Origin of the sequence: Erwinia persicina, assembly GCF_019844095.1 — a bacterium.
GTDB lineage: Bacteria > Pseudomonadota > Gammaproteobacteria > Enterobacterales > Enterobacteriaceae > Erwinia > Erwinia persicina.
Window position 1 is genome coordinate 4,278,728 of sequence record NZ_CP082141.1, and the last position, 17,826, is coordinate 4,296,553.

A 17,826-nucleotide genomic window follows, 5' to 3' on the forward strand; every position below is an offset into this window, starting at 1 on the left:
TCATCCTTTTAAGGAAACACGATGCGTGTTTATGTGGCTGGTAATATTACCGTCGATGAAACCTGGTCCATTGCGGATATTCCGCAAAAGGGATCATCGATTCATGGAAATAAAGTGTCGCAGGATATCGGCGGAAAAGGCGCGAATCAGGCGATCATATTGTCCCGCTGCGGTATCGACACGCGATTAATTGCCGCCACAGGAAATGACAGCAACGGATCGTGGATACGCGAGCAGATCATCAAAGAATCCCTGACGCTGTTACCCTCTCAACCTGTTTATCGCCATAGCGACACCTCAATTATTCTCAATAGTGCTGACGGCGATAATGCCATTATGACCACCACCGCCGCTGCCGATGCTTTTCACCTGGAAGCTATCGAGCCGTTGCTGGCCGATGCCCGCGCCGGGGATATCCTGCTGCAACAGGGGAATTTTTCTCTGGAGAAAACCCGTGCCCTGTTCCGGCTGGCGAAAGCGCGTGGTTTAACCACCGTATTTAACCCTTCACCGGTCAACCCGGATTTTGCTCAACTGTGGCCGCTGGTTGATATCGCCGTCGTCAACGAATCGGAAGCCGGACAGCTACAGCCACAGGGCGTTGCCACGCTGGTGATCACGCAGGGGGCTGCCGGTGCCTGGCTGATCCGCCAGGGTCAGCGCCAGTTCTGCCCGGCGACCGCCACCAGCGTGCTGGATACGACCGGGGCGGGCGACACCTTCCTGGCGGTGATGCTGGCTTCCGCCCTGCTGCGCGGCGTGGCGCCCGATGCGTTAGCCCTGACTCACGCCAGTCAGGCTGCCGCCATAACGGTCAGCCGCAGGGGCACGCTTTCTGCTTTCCCCCGGTGCGCTGAACTCGCCGCGCTGTTAGGGACGCGCGGCGAGTCAGTCATCATTTAAACAGCGTACGGTAACGGTCAACGTTCGCTTTGGTCACCACCGTGGCCGGAACCAGAATGGTTTTCGGCACACTTTTACCCGCCGTCAGGGTGTTCAACGCTTTCAGGGCTTCCGACCCCATTTTTTCCGGGTCCTGCTGCAGTACGGCAGTCACGTAGCCGCCATCCATGCCGGCAATCGCTTTTGCCGTCAGATCCCAGCCAAAGACCTTAATCTCTTTCTGTCGCCCCTGGTTTTCTACTGCCGCAATGGCTCCCAGCAGAGCCGGTTCACCCGTGGCATAAATCGCCGTCAAATCGGGATTACCGGTGATAAGATTTTCCGCCGCTGTCATGGCGTTATCCTGGACGTTCTGGCCATCCACCACATCGGCTATGGTGATGCCCGGGTGGGCTTTCAGCGTCTCTTCAAAACCTTTCTGTCGCTGATTCTGAATTGCCGAGTTCAGCGCCCCGACGATGCCCAGGCGCGCCTTGCCACCCATCTCTTTTCCAACATACTCAACAAAGTATTTGCCCAGAATTTTACCGCCTTCGCTATTATCCACACCGACCTGTGCAGCCTGCGGCCCCGGCGGTAATACGGCATCAATCGCAATAACCGGAATATTGGCGGCGGCGGCCTCTTTGATCGCAGGCATAATGCCATTCACATCAATGGCATCAACCAGAATGCCCTTCACGCCTTGTTGAATATAGTTTTCGATAGCATCACTTTGCGCCACCGGGTTATCGGTAGCATTAAAGATGACTAATGTTTTACCGCTGGCTTTTGCCGCATCCTGTGCGCCTTTGTTCATCAGATTAAAGAACAGTGCCTGTTGGTTAATCTGCACCAGCGCATAAGTATCTGCCGCCTTTGCCGCTGAAATCACCAAAGCTGAAGCCAGTAATGCCGAAGCCATTGCCATCAAATGCCATTTTCTGGTGTTAAATATCATCATCAGTACCCTCGAAAAAGAATGAGCGAAAAACAGCTGTGTCCGCGTCGCCAGGCAGCGCAGAGGGATTTTTTTTGGCGGGCAAATATCAGATGAATGCGCCGGACAGGATCCGGTTGCAACAAAGACCTGCTTTTCCCTCATTTCGGCATCCGGTCCGTTGCGGTGCACGACTGAAATGGGGTCTGGCCGGTTTGGGAATGACTTCCCGGGTAAGGCGGTAAACTGGTTATACAATTCTCCGCTGCGAAATTTTTGTCAAGCGTTTATTTTATCCACAGCCGGCTCGGATAAAAGACTACTGGCATCACGCTAACTTATGTTACAGATAGCCTTCCTGGAGAAAAATGGCGTGGAAAATGAGCATAAAACGCGTGTTGTTATCCGATGTGGCCAGGCGGGCTTCACTGTCGAAAGCGACGGTGTCTCGCTATATGAATCACAGCATTGTGTTGCCGCAGGAGACAATCGACCGCATTGAAACGGCCATTCGCGAACTGGATTATCGTGGCAACAGCCTGGCGCGTCGCCTGAGTAAAGGCGGCAGTGAAACCCTCGGCCTCGTGCTGCCCGATATTACTAACCCCTTCTTTGCCGAACTGGCCGATGCCGCCGAAGAGGCAGCCTCCGCCAGTGGCTACAGCCTGGTACTGTGCATCACCCGCAATAATCCTGACAAGGAATGCCAGTTTATCCGCTGGCTGGATACCTGCCAGGTTGATGGGCTGCTGTTCACCACTAACCGACCGGATAACGGATTGTTACGTAAAGAGATCCAGCGCCACCAGCGCATTGTGTTACTGGATGAAGATATCCCCGGCAGCAGCGTGCCCAAGGTGTTTGCGGACAATGTGCAGGGCGGACGCATCGCCACGGAAAAGCTGATCGCGGCCGGTCACCGCCACATTGCCTTTGTCGGCGGGCCGGATGAGCTGATGAGCGTGCGCGAGCGTTATCAGGGCTTTTGCACCGCCATGAAGCAGGCCGGATTAAGCTGGCCGCCGGAGTGGGTGATGTACGGAGAGTATCAGCGCGAGTTCGGCCAGCAGGCTCTGCAGCGCCTGTTCAGCCAGCCCACCCGCCCTACCGCCGTGTTCGCCGCCAGTGACTATCTGGTGCTCGGACTGCTCGACGGCCTGCGCGCCTGCGGGCTGCAGGCTCCCGAAGCGTTATCTCTGGTGGGCTTCGATGATGCCAATTACGCCGACTTCACCCAACCACGCATCTCCACCATCCGCCAGCCCGCGCGGGAGCTGGGCCGCACCGCTGTCGGGATCATGCTGCGCCTGCTGAATAATGAGAGTGATATCCCTGCTGAAACACGTCTTCCCGTCGAATGGATTGGCCGCGATTCTATCCAGCAATGTTAACCGTGTCTCAAAATGGCGCAAAACTGCACAGTTTTGGCGCAAATTTCGATCACTTTTTTTACTTTTCAGTATACTAAGTAAACCGGTTTACCTGATAATCCTGCTTAAAACCCTTGCATTACAGAGACTTAAATCGGTGGCGCACGCAGTATTTTGCGCCTGGCACGGAAGCTGCAATGTTCTGACTGGCGAACAAATATCTTTGTAGCGTTTGTCCTGAGGGTGAGAGTAAAGCTTCATTTTGCAGGTAAACCGGTTTACTAGACTGTAAACCGTGCTGAATGAGGCCTTTTTCGCCGGACGGCAAACATTTCCCTGCCACACCGATGGGAGTTATCAGATGCAGCAGTCACAACCTGCCCCGGCTCGGGTAGAGATGGTCAATATCACCAAGACCTACGGGTCGATACGTTCACTGCGCGGCGTGAATCTGCAGCTGGCCCCGGGCGAAGTGCTCGGCCTGGTGGGGGATAACGGCGCGGGAAAATCCACGCTGACCAAAGTCCTTTCCGGGGCGGTGGTGCCCACCAGCGGTACCATCCGCATCGACGGTGAACAGCAGCATTTTTCCAATCCGGCGGACTCACGCCGCTGTCATATCGAGATGGTCTATCAGGACTTATCCCTGTGCGACACGGTGGATGTGGCTGGAAATCTTTTTATGGGCCGCGAGCCGATGAAATCCCTGCTCGGCATTCCGTTTCTCGACCAGAGCAAAATGCACGCTGATGCGCGTGACATGCTGAAAGGGTTGGGCATTTCGATTCCGGATACCCGGATGCTGGTCCGCAACCTCTCCGGAGGTCAGCGCCAGGCGATTGCTATTGCCCGGGCGGCGGCCTTCGACCCGAAGGTACTGATTATGGATGAACCGACCGCGGCGCTGGCGGTGGCGGAAGTGGAAGCCGTGCTTGAGCTTATCCGCCGCGTCTCTGCGCGCGGGGTCAGCGTGATCCTGATTACGCACCGCCTGCAGGATCTGTTCCTGGTCTGCGATCGGATCATGGTGATGTACGAAGGCACCAACGTCGCGGATCGCCGGGTGGCTGACACCAGCCTGAGCGATATCGTCAATCTCATTGTGGGTGAGAAATTTACCGCCCACTCTGCGGCTGCACACTGAGGTAACAGGATGAGTATCATGAACGTAAGCGGCTCCCGCACGATCCGGCATTCCCTGCCGCGCCGACTGCTGCACAACCACTCGGGTGTGGTCAGCATTGCGCTGTTTTTCATCTTCTGCTGCGTGGTGTTTTCCCTGATCACCAGCCACTTTCTCAGCGGCACAAACTGGCTGAATATTATCCGCCAGAGTGCGCCCCTGCTGATTGTCGCCACGGCGATGACCCTGGTGATCACCACTGGCGGCATTGATCTCTCGGTCGGGTCGACCCTTGCCCTAGTGGGGGCGCTCTCGGCCATCGCTCTGAACAACTGGGGGCTGCCGTGGCCGGTCGTGCTGCTCGGCGGGCTGCTGCTCGGTGGCCTGGTCGGCGCGATTAACGGCTTCTTTATTGCCTATGAAGGTATTCCGGCATTTATCGTCACGCTGGCCACGCTGGCGGTGGTACGCGGTGTGGCGCTGCTGGTCACTCAGGGCTATTCCATCCCGATCCCGGCCGACAGCCTGTTTACCTTTATGGGGCGGGCCTGGGTGATGGGCATTCCGATGCCGGCGCTGATCGGTATCGTCATCCTGGTTATCGGCCATATCGTGCTGAATCATATGCGCTTTGGCCGCTACGTAACCGCCATCGGTGCCAATGCTGAAGGCGCCCGCCGCAGCGGTATCAACACCAAAGCCGTCACCATGAAGGTGTATATCCTCAGCGGTATGGCGGCAGCGCTGGCCGGGATGATCATCACTGCCCGTCTGGGCAGCGGCTCCTCCAACCAGGGCGAAGGCTTTGAACTGCAGGTTATTGCTGCGGTAGTGCTTGGCAGCACCAGCCTGTTTGGCGGCTTCGGGACCATTATTGGCACCCTGCTCGGCGCGCTGTCCATTGCGGTTATCCAGAACGGATTGATCCTGTCGCATATCTCGCCGTTTTACACCCAGATCGCCACCGGCACCATTATCCTGCTGGCCATCTGGCTGAACACGCGCATTCTCAACCCTACCCGCTCTGCAGCGAAAGGATAGCTGATGAAAGGTTCGATTTTTCGTCACCCGGAGCCGCTACCAATCGGTATCCGCAGCGGCTATGTGATGACGGTGCTGGGCCCGCTGCCGCTGGCAGACATGGGCGTAACGCTGATGCATGAGCATATTCTGCTGGATGCCTCGGGCAAATGGGTACCGCCCTGCTGCTGTAGCGATCGTCATCTGGCCGAAATGCCGGTGAAAATGGAAAACCTCGGCGAGCTGTCGCTCAACCCGCTGATGAGCCGCGATAACTGCCAGCTGTTCGATGTCGATGTGGCCATCGACGAGCTGATGAAGTTCCGTGCCCTGGGCGGTGAAACGGTGGTGGATCCGACCAATATCGGCATCGGCCGCGATCCGAAAGCGCTACAGCGCATCGCCCGCCTGACCGGCCTGAATATCATTATGGGCACCGGGCTGTATCTGGAGCCGTCACATCCTGAATGGGTGAAAACCACCAGCGTGGAGCAACTGGCCGACAGGCTGATTTACGACCTTGGCGGTGCGGAGGAGAAACCGGAGGTGATGGCCGGGCTGATTGGCGAAATCGGCGTTTCCAGTCGCTTTACCGCTGATGAAGAAAAATCGCTGCGCGCCGCCGGCCGTGCCAGTGCGGCAACCGGCGTACCGATTGAGGTGCATCTTCCGGGCTGGGAACGACTGGGGCACAAAGTGCTGGATATTCTGCAAGAGGAAGGGGCCGATCTCCGCCATACGGTGCTGTGCCACATGAATCCCAGCTTTGCCGACAAAACGTATCAGCGGGAGCTCGCCGGGCGCGGCGCATTTCTCGAATACGACATGATTGGCATGAGCTTTTACTACGCCGATGAATCGGCCCAGTCGCCCTCCGATGAGGAGAACGCGCGCGCCATTCGCGAGCTGATTGACGACGGCTTTATTAATCACATCCTGCTGTCGCAGGACGTGTTTCTGAAAACCATGCTGACCCGCTACGGCGGCCATGGCTATGGCTACATTCTTAAACATTTTGTTCCCCGTCTGAGGCGTCACGGCGTCAGCGGCGAACAGCTTGAGACCTTAATGATGGCAAATCCGCAGCGCGTGTTTGGCGGGTAAAAGAGGAACAATGATGCAGAAGAAAATTTTACTGGTAGGTGAGTCCTGGACCAGCACCTCAACGCACGTAAAAGGCTTCGACCAGTTTGCGACAGCGACCTGGCACAGCGGAGCAACCGATTTTATGGCAGCACTGGCAGACAGTGACTACGCCATTACCCATATGCCCGCCCATGCCGCAGCCACCGATTTCCCGCTGACGCTGGCGGAACTGCAAAGCTGGGATGCAATCATCCTGTCCGATATCGGGGCTAACACGTTACTGCTGCACCCGGATACCTGGCTGAAAAGCCGCCGAACCGCTAACCGTCTGACGCTGATCCACGACTATGTCGCAGCCGGCGGCGCGCTGATGATGATTGGCGGCTATTACAGCTTCCAGGGAATTAACGGCGGCGCGCGCTATCGCAATACTGCCGTGGAGAAAGTGCTACCGGTCAGGTGCCTGGCGTGGGACGACCGCATCGAAACGCCGGAAGGCTGCTATGCCAGTGTGACGGAAACGCATCCTCTGTTTAACGATCTGCCTCCTGAATGGCCATGGCTGCTGGGCTATAACGAAGTCGAGATGCAGCCAGAGGGCAAACTGCTGGCCACCATTGCCGGGACTGCGCATCCACTGGTTGCAGTACGCGAATATCAGCAGGGCCGCTCGCTGGTATGGACCAGCGATATGTCGGCGCACTGGCTGCCGGAGGAGTTCGCCAGATGGCCGGGCTACCGCCAGCTGTGGATCAACTGCCTTGACTGGCTGACGGAGCGCGGCTGATGGAAGCCGTCAGCACCCGTGAGCTGGCGCAGCAGTTGCTGCGCTTTGATACCATCAATCCGCCGGGTAACGAAGCGGCCTGTATGCAGTTTCTTGCCGACTGGCTGCGTGAACAGGGTTTTGAGGTCAGCCTGACGTCGTTCGGTACCGGTCGATGGAATGCAGTCGCCCGGCTGGTCGGAACAGGGCCCGGCAAGCCGCTGGCGTTTACCGGCCATCTCGATACGGTTCCCCTCGGTAGTGCCGCATGGCATTACGATCCTTTCGGTGAGATCGAAGAGGATCGACTGTACGGACGCGGATCGAGCGATATGAAGGCGGCGATCGCAGCGTTTGCCGTCGCCTGCGTTCGCGAAAAGCAGACCATTCTTGCCGGTAGCGGGGTAGTGATGCTGCTCACCGGCGGCGAAGAAACGGGCTGCGACGGGGCCCGCGCACTGACTGAAGCGGGACAGCTTCCCGGGGTGGGTGCGCTGATCGTCGGCGAACCGACGGCGAACTACCCGGTTATCGGGCATAAAGGCGCGCTGTGGCTGCGCTGTGAAACGCGGGGAAAAACCGCCCACGGGGCAATGCCGGAGCTGGGGATCAATGCAATTTATCTGGCGGCAGAGGCCATCGGTAAAATCCGTACTTTCTCGCCGGGAGCCCCCCACCCGCTGATGAAGCAGCCGACGCTGAACGTCGGGCGCATCGAAGGCGGGCTGAATATTAATTCGGTGCCGGATCGCACGCGTTTTGATGTGGATATCCGCAGCGCGCCTAATCTGCAGCACGCCACCATTCGCCAGCAGCTCACCACCCTGCTGGGAGAGACGGTGACGATATCGACCCTGGTGGATCTGCCTGCGGTATTAAGCAGCGACGCGCATGCGTGGATCCAACAGGTGTATCAGCGCTGCCAGCCGCGGCACGACCGGCCGCTGCAACCCAGCATTGTGCCCTACTTTACCGATGCCTCGCTGCTGCTGCCGGCGCTCGGGCATCCGCCCTGTATTATTCTCGGCCCCGGTGAACCCTCGATGGCGCACCAGACCGATGAATATTGCCTGCTGTCTCGCCTGGAGGAGGCGGAGCGGCTGTATGGCGAGATTATTCAGGACTGGATGGGACAGACCTGAAGCGGCCGGATCACACCTTTGGTCAAGAAGAGCGACCGTGGCCGCCCTTGTTTCAGCCCTCTGGCCCGGGCGTTACTTCTGCACCTGCTGAAAAGAGGCATCCACCAGGTAATAAATCTGTGAATCCTTTAACGATCCGTCCAGCAGTACGGTGTTCCAGTGCGAGGGATTCAGATGCTCACTGGGCTGCACGTCGCTGTGCTGATCGCGGATCAGTTCTGCCAGCGCGGGCGTGCTTTTCAGCGCCACCGCAGGCCGGCCATTCAGGTCGTACAGCATGGCAAACAGTACGCCATCTGCTTTGATTTGCGTCGCCTGCCACTCCTCGTGTTCACTCTGCTCTGCCCCGCGCTTGGCCATGCAGTACGTCAGTAGATCGGATACCTTCATGCTTAATCGTCCCCCTGTAGCGTCGCCACAATCCGTCGGGCGCCGCCGCGAACGCGGTGTTCACCCAGATAAATACCCTGCCAGGTGCCCAGCATCAGACGCCCACGGCTAATCGGCAGCAGCAGCGAGGTGCCCAGCAGAGAAGATTTTATATGGGCAGGCATATCATCCGCCCCTTCATAGTCATGCTGATACGGCGCATTTTCCGGTACGGAACGCAAAAAATGCTGCTCCATATCCGCGCGGACCGTCGGGTCACAGTTCTCATTCAGCGTCAGAGAGGCAGACGTATGCTGCAGCAGCAGATGCAGCAGCCCGGTCTGCACATCACTTAACCGACGCAGTTCGCTGAGGATTTCATCAGTAACCAGATGAAAACCGCGAGGTTTTTCGCTCAGAGTGAGGGTTTGCTGATACCACATAGTACGACTCCTTAACTAAACCGATGCGTTAAGTGTGCAGCAAGTGGCGAAAAGGTAAACCTGAAAAGTAAAAAAGCGGAGACTGCCGGCCGTTTTACTCCGGCCGGCAGGGGGATTACATCACGGCGGCCATCGCTTCTGCGACCTGACGCACATTGTTGTGGTTCAGACCGGCGATGCAGATACGGCCGCTGGCAATCAGGTAGATACCGAACTCATTACGCAGCCGATCCACCTGCGCCGCGCTGAGGCCGGTGTAACTAAACATACCGCGCTGCTGCAGCAGATAGTCGAAGTTTTTACCCGGCACGGCCAGGCTCAGCCCTTCCACCAGCGCCTGACGCATTGCCAGAATACGCGTGCGCATGGCTTCCACTTCGGCCAGCCAGCTGGCTTTCAGCTCAGGATTATTCAGCACGCAGGAGACCACCTGCGCACCAAAGTTTGGCGGGCTGGAGTAGTTACGGCGTACGGTCGCCTTCAGCTGACCCAGCACGCGGGAGGCTTCCTCCGCATCATCGCAGACGATCGACAGGCCGCCTACACGCTCACCGTACAGGGAGAAAATTTTCGAGAACGAGTTACTGACCAGCGCTGGCAGGCCCGCCGCCGCTATCGCCCGGATGGCGTAAGCGTCCTCTTCCATGCCTGCGCCAAAGCCCTGATAGGCGATGTCGAGGAACGGGATCAGCTCGCGTGATTTCAGCACGGCGGTCACTTCATCCCACTGGGCAGGAGTCAGATCGGCGCCGGTCGGGTTATGGCAGCAGGGATGCAGCAGAACGATGCTTTGTGCAGGCAGCGTATGCAGTTTTTCCAGCAGCGCCGTAAATTTCACGCCGTTGGTCTCTGCGTCATACCACGGGTAGGTGTTCACCGTAAAACCGGCACCGGCGAAGATGGCGATGTGGTTTTCCCAGGTCGGATCGCTGACCCACACCTGGGAATTCGGGAAGTAATACTTCAGGAAGTCCGCACCGACTTTCAACGCGCCTGACCCACCCAGCGTCTGGATGGTGGCAATGCGTCCTGCTTTCAGCACCGGATGTTCCGCGCCAAACAGCAGCAGGGCGATGGCGCTGCGGTAAGGCGGCAGTCCTTCCATCGGCAGGTAGAGCGAAGCGCTCTGTGGCTGCGCGTTCAGCAACGCTTCCGCGTCGGCCACCGCCTTCATCTGCGGGATCACGCCCTGGGCGTCGTAATACAGACCAATGCTCAGGTTCACCTTGTGCGCCCGGCTGTCCTGCTTGAAGGTCTCCATCAGGGAGAGAATAGGGTCGCCAGCATAGGCATCAACGTTTTGAAACACGGTGCACGTCTCCATTAAATAATCAGTGATATCCTTCGACGCCCCGGCGGACGTCGCGGTCAGTTCAGGCAGGGCTAAACGGCGTAGCGGCCCGGACGATGGTTCATCGCAATAATCAGATTCAGCACCACGGCCCCCGCCACAGAAGCAATGAGCATTTCGCGCGACACCACAAACAGCGATGCCAGTACCACGCAGGTATCCACCACCATTTGCAGCTTTCCGGCACGGATCCCGTAGCGGTCCTGCAGCCAGAGCGCCAGGATATTGATCCCGCCCAGGCTGGCTTTATGGCGAAATAACACTATAAACCCAATCCCCATCACCACGTTACCGAACAGTGTCGCATAAAAGGGATCCAGCGCGGAAAAATGGATGAATAAGGGGTGCAGGTGGCTGAACAGTGACACCAGCGCCACGGCGGAGAAGGTTTTGACCGTAAACGCCCAGCCCATACGTTTTACCGCCAGCCAGTAAAACGGAATGTTGATCAGAAAAAAGGCGAGGCCAAAAGAGGCTTTACTCAGATAGCTGATCAGAAAGGCGATACCGGCGGTACTGCCGGTCAGTGCTCCGGCCTGCTTCAACAGCGTGACGCCAAACGAGACCATCAGCGTCCCGAGCAGGATAGCCAGCACATCTTCCAGCAGGGTATGGGGGATTTTTACAGATTGTGGTGCGACGTTATCCATCGGAATGATTCTCTGGTGATGTTTGCTCTGTTAATAACTGAATACATTGCAAAAATCGCACCAGAACTTTGGTCGCAGGCGTACCCCGCAGGAGCCAAAACATTAACCCATTGAATAGCAGACACTTTATGTGTCGATGTCGCGCACAAAAACCGAGTTATTCCGTTATGTTACGCATGTTTTCGTCATTAACTGCGTGAGTTGCGCATGAAAACCACCAAACATGCACAAAAACAGGGCGGCTCGCGCACTGTTTTAGCGCAGCGGCGTTTCGTTTACCGACATGATGCCATTCTCTTTCAGACGGTTAAGCACCACCGACGTTTTCACATGCGATACGCTCTGATGCCCGGCGACCAGCTGGCTGATCAGCGCGCTCAGACCGGGCAGGTCTGCCACCGCCACTTTCAGCAGGTAGTCGGCATCTCCGGTGGTTTTGTAGGCATCGACAATGGCGGGTTGCTCTGCAACCATCCGGTGGAAGCTTTCGACGTAGTCGGCCGTGTGGTTGATCAGCCGGACTTCGATCAGGCCAATCATGCCCAGGCCAACGGCATCCGGCGACAGCCGGGCGTGGTAGCCGAGGATCAACCCGGCCTGCTCCAGGTTAATGCGGCGGCGGGAGCACTGGGAAGCCGACAGCTTCACAATATCACTCAGTTCCTGGTTCGTCAGGCGGCCATTGGCTTCCAGTAACGTCAGTATTTTAAGGTCAAAATCATCAATCTGGGTCATCATTCATCCGTGCCGGTGTCAGTTCAGGCGACTGCTGACAGACAGATAACCGCATTCATGGCGTTGTTGTCCAACACTATTTTTCGATGGCCGGGGTGGGCGTCAGGGGCAACCGGGAGAAGAGTCGCCCCTGCACTATCAGGCGGGCAAACACTGATATGGCCGACCGACTTGGCTATCGGCCGACCACAGCGTGGTGTTATTCGTCGTCGTACTGCGGACCGGCATAGTTGTCAAAGCGTGACCACTGGCCGTTAAAGGTCAGGCGCACGGTTCCGATGGGGCCGTTACGCTGTTTACCAATGATGATCTCAGCAATGCCTTTATGCTCGCTGTTCTCCTCATACACCTCATCGCGGTAGATAAACATGATCAGGTCAGCATCCTGCTCAATGGAGCCGGATTCACGCAGGTCGGAGTTAATCGGCCGCTTATTGCTGCGCTGCTCCAGGGAACGGTTGAGCTGCGACAGCGCGACCACCGGTACCTGCAGCTCTTTCGCCAGCGCTTTAAGCGAGCGCGAAATTTCCGCAATTTCCAGCGTACGGTTATCGGACAGCGCCGGCACGCGCATCAGCTGCAGGTAGTCGATCATAATCAGGCTTAAGCCGCCGTGCTCACGGAAAATGCGGCGCGCGCGGGAGCGGACGTCGGTGGGGGTCAGGCCAGAAGAATCATCGATGTACATGTTCTTCTTCTCCATCATGATCCCCATGGTGCTGGAGATACGTGCCCAGTCCTCGTCATCCAGCTGTCCGGTACGGATACGCGTCTGATCCACCCGGGACATGGACGCCAGCATACGCATCATGATCTGTTCGCCGGGCATCTCCAGGCTGAAAATCAGCACCGGCTTGTCCTGTTCCATGGCGGCATTTTCACACAGGTTCATGGCGAAGGTGGTTTTACCCATCGACGGACGTGCCGCTACGATAATCAGGTCGGAGCGCTGAAGTCCGGCGGTTTTCTTGTTCAGGTCGCCATAGCCGGTATCCACGCCGGTGACGCCGTTTTGCGGCGTCTGGTAGAGAGCCTCAATACGCTCAATGGTCGATTCAAGGATCTGATCGACGCTTTTCGGCCCTTCATCTTTATTGGCACGGCTTTCCGCAATCTGAAAGACGCGGGTCTCGGCCAGGTCAAGCAGATCTTCGCTGGTGCGGCCCTGCGGATCGTAGCCTGCGTCGGCAATCTCGTTGGCGACCGAGATCATCTCACGCACCACTGCGCGTTCACGGACGATATCCGCATAAGCGCCGATGTTGGCGGCACTTGGCGTATTTTTCGATAGCTCGGCCAGGTAGGCAAAGCCGCCCACCATACTCAGTTCACCCTTCGTTTCCATCGACTCGGACAGGGTGATCAGGTCGATGGGTTTCCCCAACTCCAGCAGTCGCTGCATCTCTGCGAAGATCATCCGGTGCGGACGGCTGAAGAAGTCTTTCGCCACCACGCGCTCGGCAACGTTATCCCAGCGTTCGTTATCCAGCATTAAACCGCCCAACACCGACTGCTCAGCTTCCAGCGAGTGCGGAGGCAGCTTCAGACCTTCCATCTGGCGGTCACGCGGCTCACGGTTCTCAGCGGATTTTTCGTAGGATTTGTTGGTGGGTTTATTTCCTGCCATAGTGATGCGATACCAAAAATCTTGTGGGGGGACGCGCAAGTATACCCGTTTGCATGGCTGCCGTCCTCCCCCTCATCGCGGCGAAATCCACAGGAGTGAACATGGCGAAACGTATACAAATCAGCCAGCACGGCGCACCCGAAGTGATGCACCTGGTCGACTTTGATGTGCCCGATCCGGCCCCGGGCGAAGTGCAGGTTGAGAACAAAGCGATTGGCATTAACTATATCGATACCTACGTCCGCAGCGGCCTGTATCCGTCTCCGCTCCCTGGCGGACTGGGCACCGAAGCGGCCGGTGTGGTCACCCGCGTTGGCGAGGGCGTCAGCGTGCTGAAACCGGGCGATCGCGTGGTGTATGCTCAGTCAGCGCTCGGCGCCTACAGCGAGCTTCACAACGTGCCGGTGGATAAGGTAGCGCTGCTGCCCGATGTCATCTCCTTTGAGCAGGCGGCCGCCTCGTTCCTGAAGGGGCTGACGGTGCATTATCTGCTGCGTCAGACCTATGTGGTACAGCCTGACGAGGTGTTCCTGTTTCATGCCGCTGCCGGTGGCGTCGGGCTGATTGCCTGCCAGTGGGCGAAGGCGCTCGGCGCGCATCTGATCGGGACGGTGGGCTCGGCAGAGAAAGCCCAGCTGGCGAAAAATGCCGGTGCCTGGGCAACGATTAACTATCGTGAAGAAGATATTGCCGCACGCGTCAGCGAACTGACGCACGGCAAGAAGCTGCGCGTGGTGTATGACTCGGTCGGCAAAGATACCTGGGAAGCCTCGCTCGACTGTCTGCAACGTCGCGGCCTGATGGTCAGCTTTGGCAACGCTTCCGGCCCGGTGACCGGCGTCAACCTGGCGATCCTGAATCAGAAAGGCTCCCTGTATGTCACCCGGCCCTCGCTGAACGGCTATATCACCTCCCGTGATGCGCTGGTGCAGGCCAGTAACGAGCTGTTTTCGCTGATCGCCAGCCGGGCCATCAAGGTGGACGTGCCGGAAGCGCAGAAGTTCGCTCTCGCCGATGCGCAGCATGCACACCAGGTGCTGGAAGGGCGTGGCACTCGGGGTTCCAGCCTGCTGATCCCGTAAGCCACAAATAGTAAGGGCCTCCCGTAGGAGGCCCTTTTTTCTTTCTTTTTATTGTTCGCACTGAGTGTAGGGTCAGCGGCGATGAATGCGTGTTGATTCAGTGAAACCATCCTGGCAGAATTCATAAGTAAAAAATATGTTTAATTGCAAAATGGCACTGAGCAATTTCCTGTGATGTGATCCACGCCGCATTACGCCGCTAAAAAACTCTACAACCCGTTGATATTACCGGGATAGCCACGGTTTATCCTTCACCGCAGGTTTGCGGAATGCGCGGTACAGCCACACGCCAGCGATCGCCAGCAGCAGCCAGGGCAACAATTTAATAACAATCGCGAATAAGCCGCCAACGACCATCACCACGGTGGCGACCAGTAACGCCACGATGATACCCAGCAGCGAAATACCGGTCAGCAACAGCATCATAAAAAAGCCGATGACAAACAGGATCTCTAACATATCGGTACGCTCCATAAAAAGGGACTCTGAAGGAGTTATTACAAGAAACGTGCCAGGACGGCAGGAAATCTAACTTATTGAAAGTTAAGGAAGGAGTTCACCAGGACGGATTGAATCCTGGTGAATTTAATCATCAATTAGTGAAATTTTGACGATGTTATACGCTGGCTGGCACCCTGTCCGCGACCAGCTGTAAGGCCGTTTCGACGACAGCAACGCCCGCGCCAGGTTTGTGGGCGTTTTCACTCAGGTACCGACGCCACTGACGTGCCCCGGGAATCCCCTGGAACAGGCCCAGCATATGGCGGGTCACATGGCCCAGCCAGGTGCCGTTCGCCAGCTCCCGTTCTATGTACGGATACATCGCCCGCACCACCGCGACAGAGTCCGCTACCGGAGCACTGCTGCCGAAAATCATCTGATCCACCTGCCCTAGCAGGCCAGGATTCTGGTAGGCTTCGCGCCCCATCATCACCCCGTCCAGATGCTGTAAATGCACACGGGCTTCCTCCAGGGTTTTGACACCGCCGTTAAGCGACAGCGTCAGCTGCGGAAAGCCACGCTTGAGCTGATAAACACGCTCATAGTCGAGCGGCGGGATCTCGCGATTCTCTTTCGGGCTGAGGCCGGAAAGCCAGGCTTTGCGGGCGTGGATAATAAACGTCTCGCAGCCGCCCTGCTCCGCAACGCGCTGGATGAAATCGCACAGAAATTCATAGCTGTCCTGATCGTCAATGCCGATACGGGTTTTTACCGTGACCGGGATCGATACCACGTCGCGCATCGCCTTGATGCAGTCGGCAACCAGCTGCGCTTCACCCATCAGGCAGGCACCAAAACGGCCATTCTGCACGCGATCGGACGGGCAGCCCACGTTGAGGTTCACCTCGTTGTAGCCCCGCTCTTCAGCCAGCTTCGCACACTGCGCCAGCGCCGCCGGGTCGCTACCCCCCAGTTGCAGAGCGACAGGCTGCTCCTCAGGGCTCCAGGCCAGGTAGTCACCTTTGCCGTGTATGATCGCGCCGGTGGTGACCATTTCCGTGTACAGCAGTGTCTGCCGCGTCAGCTGGCGGTGGAAGTAACGACAGTGACGATCGGTCCAGTCAAGCATCGGGGCGATGGAAAAACGATGTGCAGGGTATGTTTCGGTCATGAAAAGCGCTAACTCTGTATCAGAAAAGGAGGTGACGATATTGTGCGCAATGATAGCACGGCGGTGGGAGATCCTGTAGCGGATGGCCTTTTTTCTGTCATCCCTGCACAGGCTGCACGGGTTGCGCGGACAAAAAGATCGGCCCCTGCGTGAAAGAAGGCAGGCGGAAAAGGATATGACAACGACTGAAGGGAAAACAGGCCAGCCTCTGCGAGTGCAAAGGCCGGCCCGCAGCAAACGCGGATCAGAAGGTAAAGTTCAGCTGCGCAACGGCGCCCCAGGTATTGTCTTTACCCACCATTCCCGCCAGGTCCAGATGCACCTTGTTAAACGGTGACAGGCCAAAACCGCCGGTAAAGACATTGGTGTCGTTGGACTTCACGTCGGCACGATAACCGCCGCGCAGCTGCAGCCAGTCCAGCAGGCGGTACTCTGCACCCACGGCAGCATACTGGCTGTCATCCTGCGTTTTGAAGCGTTTGGTGGGGGTCAGGTCCACATCCAGCGCGGTGGTCAGGCGCTCGGTATGGAAGGAAACACCGGAGGTCACCAGCGGGCGGATCTGGTAGGTATCTTTGTAACCGCTGACTTCTTTGGTGTCGATATCCCGTGAGATCAGGTTCTGTGCGCTCAGGCCCAGCGTCCAGTTGTCACCCAGGTCGGTTGAGGCCCCGGCATCGATGTTGAAACCAGTGTTGGTGTTTTTGTAGTTGCCGTTGGTGAAGTCGGACTTGTCATAGCTGTAAACCGAGGCGCTGTAGTTATACAGAGTGGTTTTTTGCAGCTTTGGCGTCACGCCCAGTGACACTGGCTGACCGGCGATATCAAACTCGTGGGCCACCGCAATCCCCATATCGTAGACCACGGCAGCACGCCCCAGTCCTTCAGAGGTCAGCCTGTCCTGATCCCCCGGCAGCGGGATACGGGTACCATCCGCCACTTGCTGTAAATAATCGATATCACTTTGGGTCACGTTCGCCACCACTGATGCCGTACCGTAGGCTTTAGTGACAAACGCAAAAGGCAGAACCTCATTCGGCACCGTGACCGCAAACGCGGCCCCGGCTTTTGCCCAGGCTTTTTCGCCCTGGATCTCCCGCAGGCGGTTAGCTAAATCGCCTGCTGCACCCTGCAGGCGTGGAATATCGTTGGGGAAGACAAAGTTATTCGCCAGGTCCTTATATCCATCCACGGCATCCGTCAGGTCATCCACTTTATCGACCAGCTTGCCCTTATCGCTGATCTGCGCACCGACTGCAGGCAGAATAATACTCACCGAGTCTTCCGGCTGCGCTTTGGTCATCAGAGCCGGGTTGGCCAGCACGGCTGAACCATAAGAGGACGAGGCCACGCCGGTTCCCCCCATGGCATCATTGCGGGCATCAAAATAGTTACCGGCAGCCAGGCCACTGAGTGGCGCCAGCAGCAGAGCGGGCAAGACGACCGGACGGTAAAAACCGCTGAGTGCATTAAATTTATGTGCCATTGACCCGAAACCCACCATAGATAATGAAAAAGAAAGTGCGTGTAAAACGCATAACTGAATGCCTGAATAATGAACATAAAGGCGACATTTCATTGCTGTGAATTAAGAGAAGATGAGTGGGCTTATCAGGTCATTGCCATTT

Annotated in this window: 18 protein-coding genes; 8 read left to right on the top strand and 10 right to left on the bottom strand. The window is 57.2% G+C overall.

Features of this window, described 5'->3' with window-relative positions:
• Positions 1-21 precede the first annotated feature (21 nt).
• Complete coding sequence (locus K6L24_RS19765) at positions 22-903, top strand: ribokinase (RefSeq protein WP_222681771.1); 882 nt, start codon at positions 22-24, stop codon at positions 901-903.
• On the opposite strand, the gene K6L24_RS19770 is transcribed toward K6L24_RS19765, so the two are convergent.
• The gene (locus K6L24_RS19770) at positions 896-1,846 is read right to left on the bottom strand and encodes an ABC transporter substrate-binding protein (protein WP_137270019.1); all 951 of its coding nucleotides are present in this window, start codon (positions 1,844-1,846) and stop codon (positions 896-898) included. The two genes, K6L24_RS19765 and K6L24_RS19770, sit on opposite strands and share 8 nt — an antisense overlap.
• Before the next feature lie 344 nt (positions 1,847-2,190).
• Here K6L24_RS19770 and K6L24_RS19775 point away from each other — a divergent pair, with 344 nt between their 5' ends.
• The 6 genes from K6L24_RS19775 (at position 2,191) to K6L24_RS19800 (ending at position 8,329) form a co-directional block, all read left to right on the top strand.
• Positions 2,191-3,213, top strand: a complete 1,023-nt coding sequence (locus K6L24_RS19775) for a LacI family DNA-binding transcriptional regulator (protein ID WP_222681772.1) — start codon at positions 2,191-2,193, stop codon at positions 3,211-3,213.
• Between the two features lie 376 nt (positions 3,214-3,589).
• Positions 3,590-4,336 (top strand): ATP-binding cassette domain-containing protein, encoded by a 747-nt coding sequence (locus K6L24_RS19780; RefSeq protein WP_161975976.1) that lies wholly within the window; start codon positions 3,590-3,592, stop codon positions 4,334-4,336.
• Positions 4,337-4,354: 18 nt separating this feature from the next.
• Positions 4,355-5,356, top strand: a complete 1,002-nt coding sequence (locus tag K6L24_RS19785) for an ABC transporter permease (protein WP_161975975.1) — start codon at positions 4,355-4,357, stop codon at positions 5,354-5,356.
• Positions 5,357-5,359: 3 nt separating this feature from the next.
• On the top strand, positions 5,360-6,439 hold the full coding sequence (locus tag K6L24_RS19790) for a phosphotriesterase family protein (RefSeq protein ID WP_222681773.1): 1,080 nt from the start codon (positions 5,360-5,362) through the stop codon (positions 6,437-6,439).
• Between the two features lie 13 nt (positions 6,440-6,452).
• Complete coding sequence (locus tag K6L24_RS19795) at positions 6,453-7,208, top strand: glutamine amidotransferase (protein ID WP_062748306.1); 756 nt, start codon at positions 6,453-6,455, stop codon at positions 7,206-7,208.
• Positions 7,208-8,329: a M20 family metallopeptidase gene (locus K6L24_RS19800; RefSeq protein ID WP_062748308.1), complete on the top strand. Its 1,122-nt coding sequence runs from the start codon at positions 7,208-7,210 to the stop codon at positions 8,327-8,329. The genes K6L24_RS19795 and K6L24_RS19800 overlap by 1 nt, the downstream gene beginning before the upstream one ends.
• Before the next feature lie 72 nt (positions 8,330-8,401).
• On the opposite strand, the gene K6L24_RS19805 is transcribed toward K6L24_RS19800, so the two are convergent.
• The 6 genes from K6L24_RS19805 to dnaB form a co-directional block, all read right to left on the bottom strand.
• Entirely contained in the window at positions 8,402-8,719 is a 318-nt protein-coding gene (locus tag K6L24_RS19805; protein ID WP_062748311.1) for an MmcQ/YjbR family DNA-binding protein, read from the bottom strand.
• Positions 8,720-8,721: 2 nt separating this feature from the next.
• Positions 8,722-9,141, bottom strand: coding sequence for a secondary thiamine-phosphate synthase enzyme YjbQ (locus K6L24_RS19810; protein WP_062748313.1), 420 nt, complete (start codon positions 9,139-9,141; stop codon positions 8,722-8,724).
• A 115-nt stretch (positions 9,142-9,256) separates the two neighbouring features.
• Complete coding sequence (locus K6L24_RS19815; RefSeq protein WP_222681774.1) at positions 9,257-10,450, bottom strand: amino acid aminotransferase; 1,194 nt, start codon at positions 10,448-10,450, stop codon at positions 9,257-9,259.
• 74 nt (positions 10,451-10,524) lie between these two features.
• A complete protein-coding gene (locus K6L24_RS19820) occupies positions 10,525-11,142 on the bottom strand; it encodes a YitT family protein (protein ID WP_062748317.1) in 618 nt (205 codons plus the stop codon).
• 255 nt (positions 11,143-11,397) lie between these two features.
• Positions 11,398-11,877, bottom strand: a complete 480-nt coding sequence (locus tag K6L24_RS19825; RefSeq protein WP_062748319.1) for an Lrp/AsnC family transcriptional regulator — start codon at positions 11,875-11,877, stop codon at positions 11,398-11,400.
• 199 nt (positions 11,878-12,076) lie between these two features.
• Complete coding sequence (gene dnaB / locus K6L24_RS19830) at positions 12,077-13,504, bottom strand: replicative DNA helicase (protein ID WP_062748321.1); 1,428 nt, start codon at positions 13,502-13,504, stop codon at positions 12,077-12,079.
• Positions 13,505-13,605: 101 nt separating this feature from the next.
• On the opposite strand from dnaB, the gene K6L24_RS19835 reads away from it, so the two are divergent.
• Complete coding sequence (locus K6L24_RS19835) at positions 13,606-14,586, top strand: quinone oxidoreductase (protein WP_062748323.1); 981 nt, start codon at positions 13,606-13,608, stop codon at positions 14,584-14,586.
• Between the two features lie 225 nt (positions 14,587-14,811).
• Here the strand turns inward: K6L24_RS19835 and pspG are convergent, their stop codons facing one another.
• The 3 genes from pspG to K6L24_RS19850 all read right to left on the bottom strand — a co-directional run bounded on the left by pspG (position 14,812) and on the right by K6L24_RS19850 (position 17,684).
• Positions 14,812-15,045 carry an envelope stress response protein PspG gene (pspG, locus tag K6L24_RS19840; protein WP_062748325.1) on the bottom strand — a complete coding sequence of 78 codons (234 nt, stop codon included), beginning with the start codon at positions 15,043-15,045 and terminating at the stop codon, positions 14,812-14,814.
• A gap of 157 nt (positions 15,046-15,202) precedes the next feature.
• Positions 15,203-16,198, bottom strand: coding sequence for a tRNA dihydrouridine(20/20a) synthase DusA (gene dusA / locus K6L24_RS19845; RefSeq protein WP_222681775.1), 996 nt, complete (start codon positions 16,196-16,198; stop codon positions 15,203-15,205).
• 244 nt (positions 16,199-16,442) lie between these two features.
• Positions 16,443-17,684, bottom strand: a complete 1,242-nt coding sequence (locus K6L24_RS19850; protein ID WP_118664965.1) for a conjugal transfer protein TraF — start codon at positions 17,682-17,684, stop codon at positions 16,443-16,445.
• Positions 17,685-17,826: the final 142 nt, after the last annotated feature.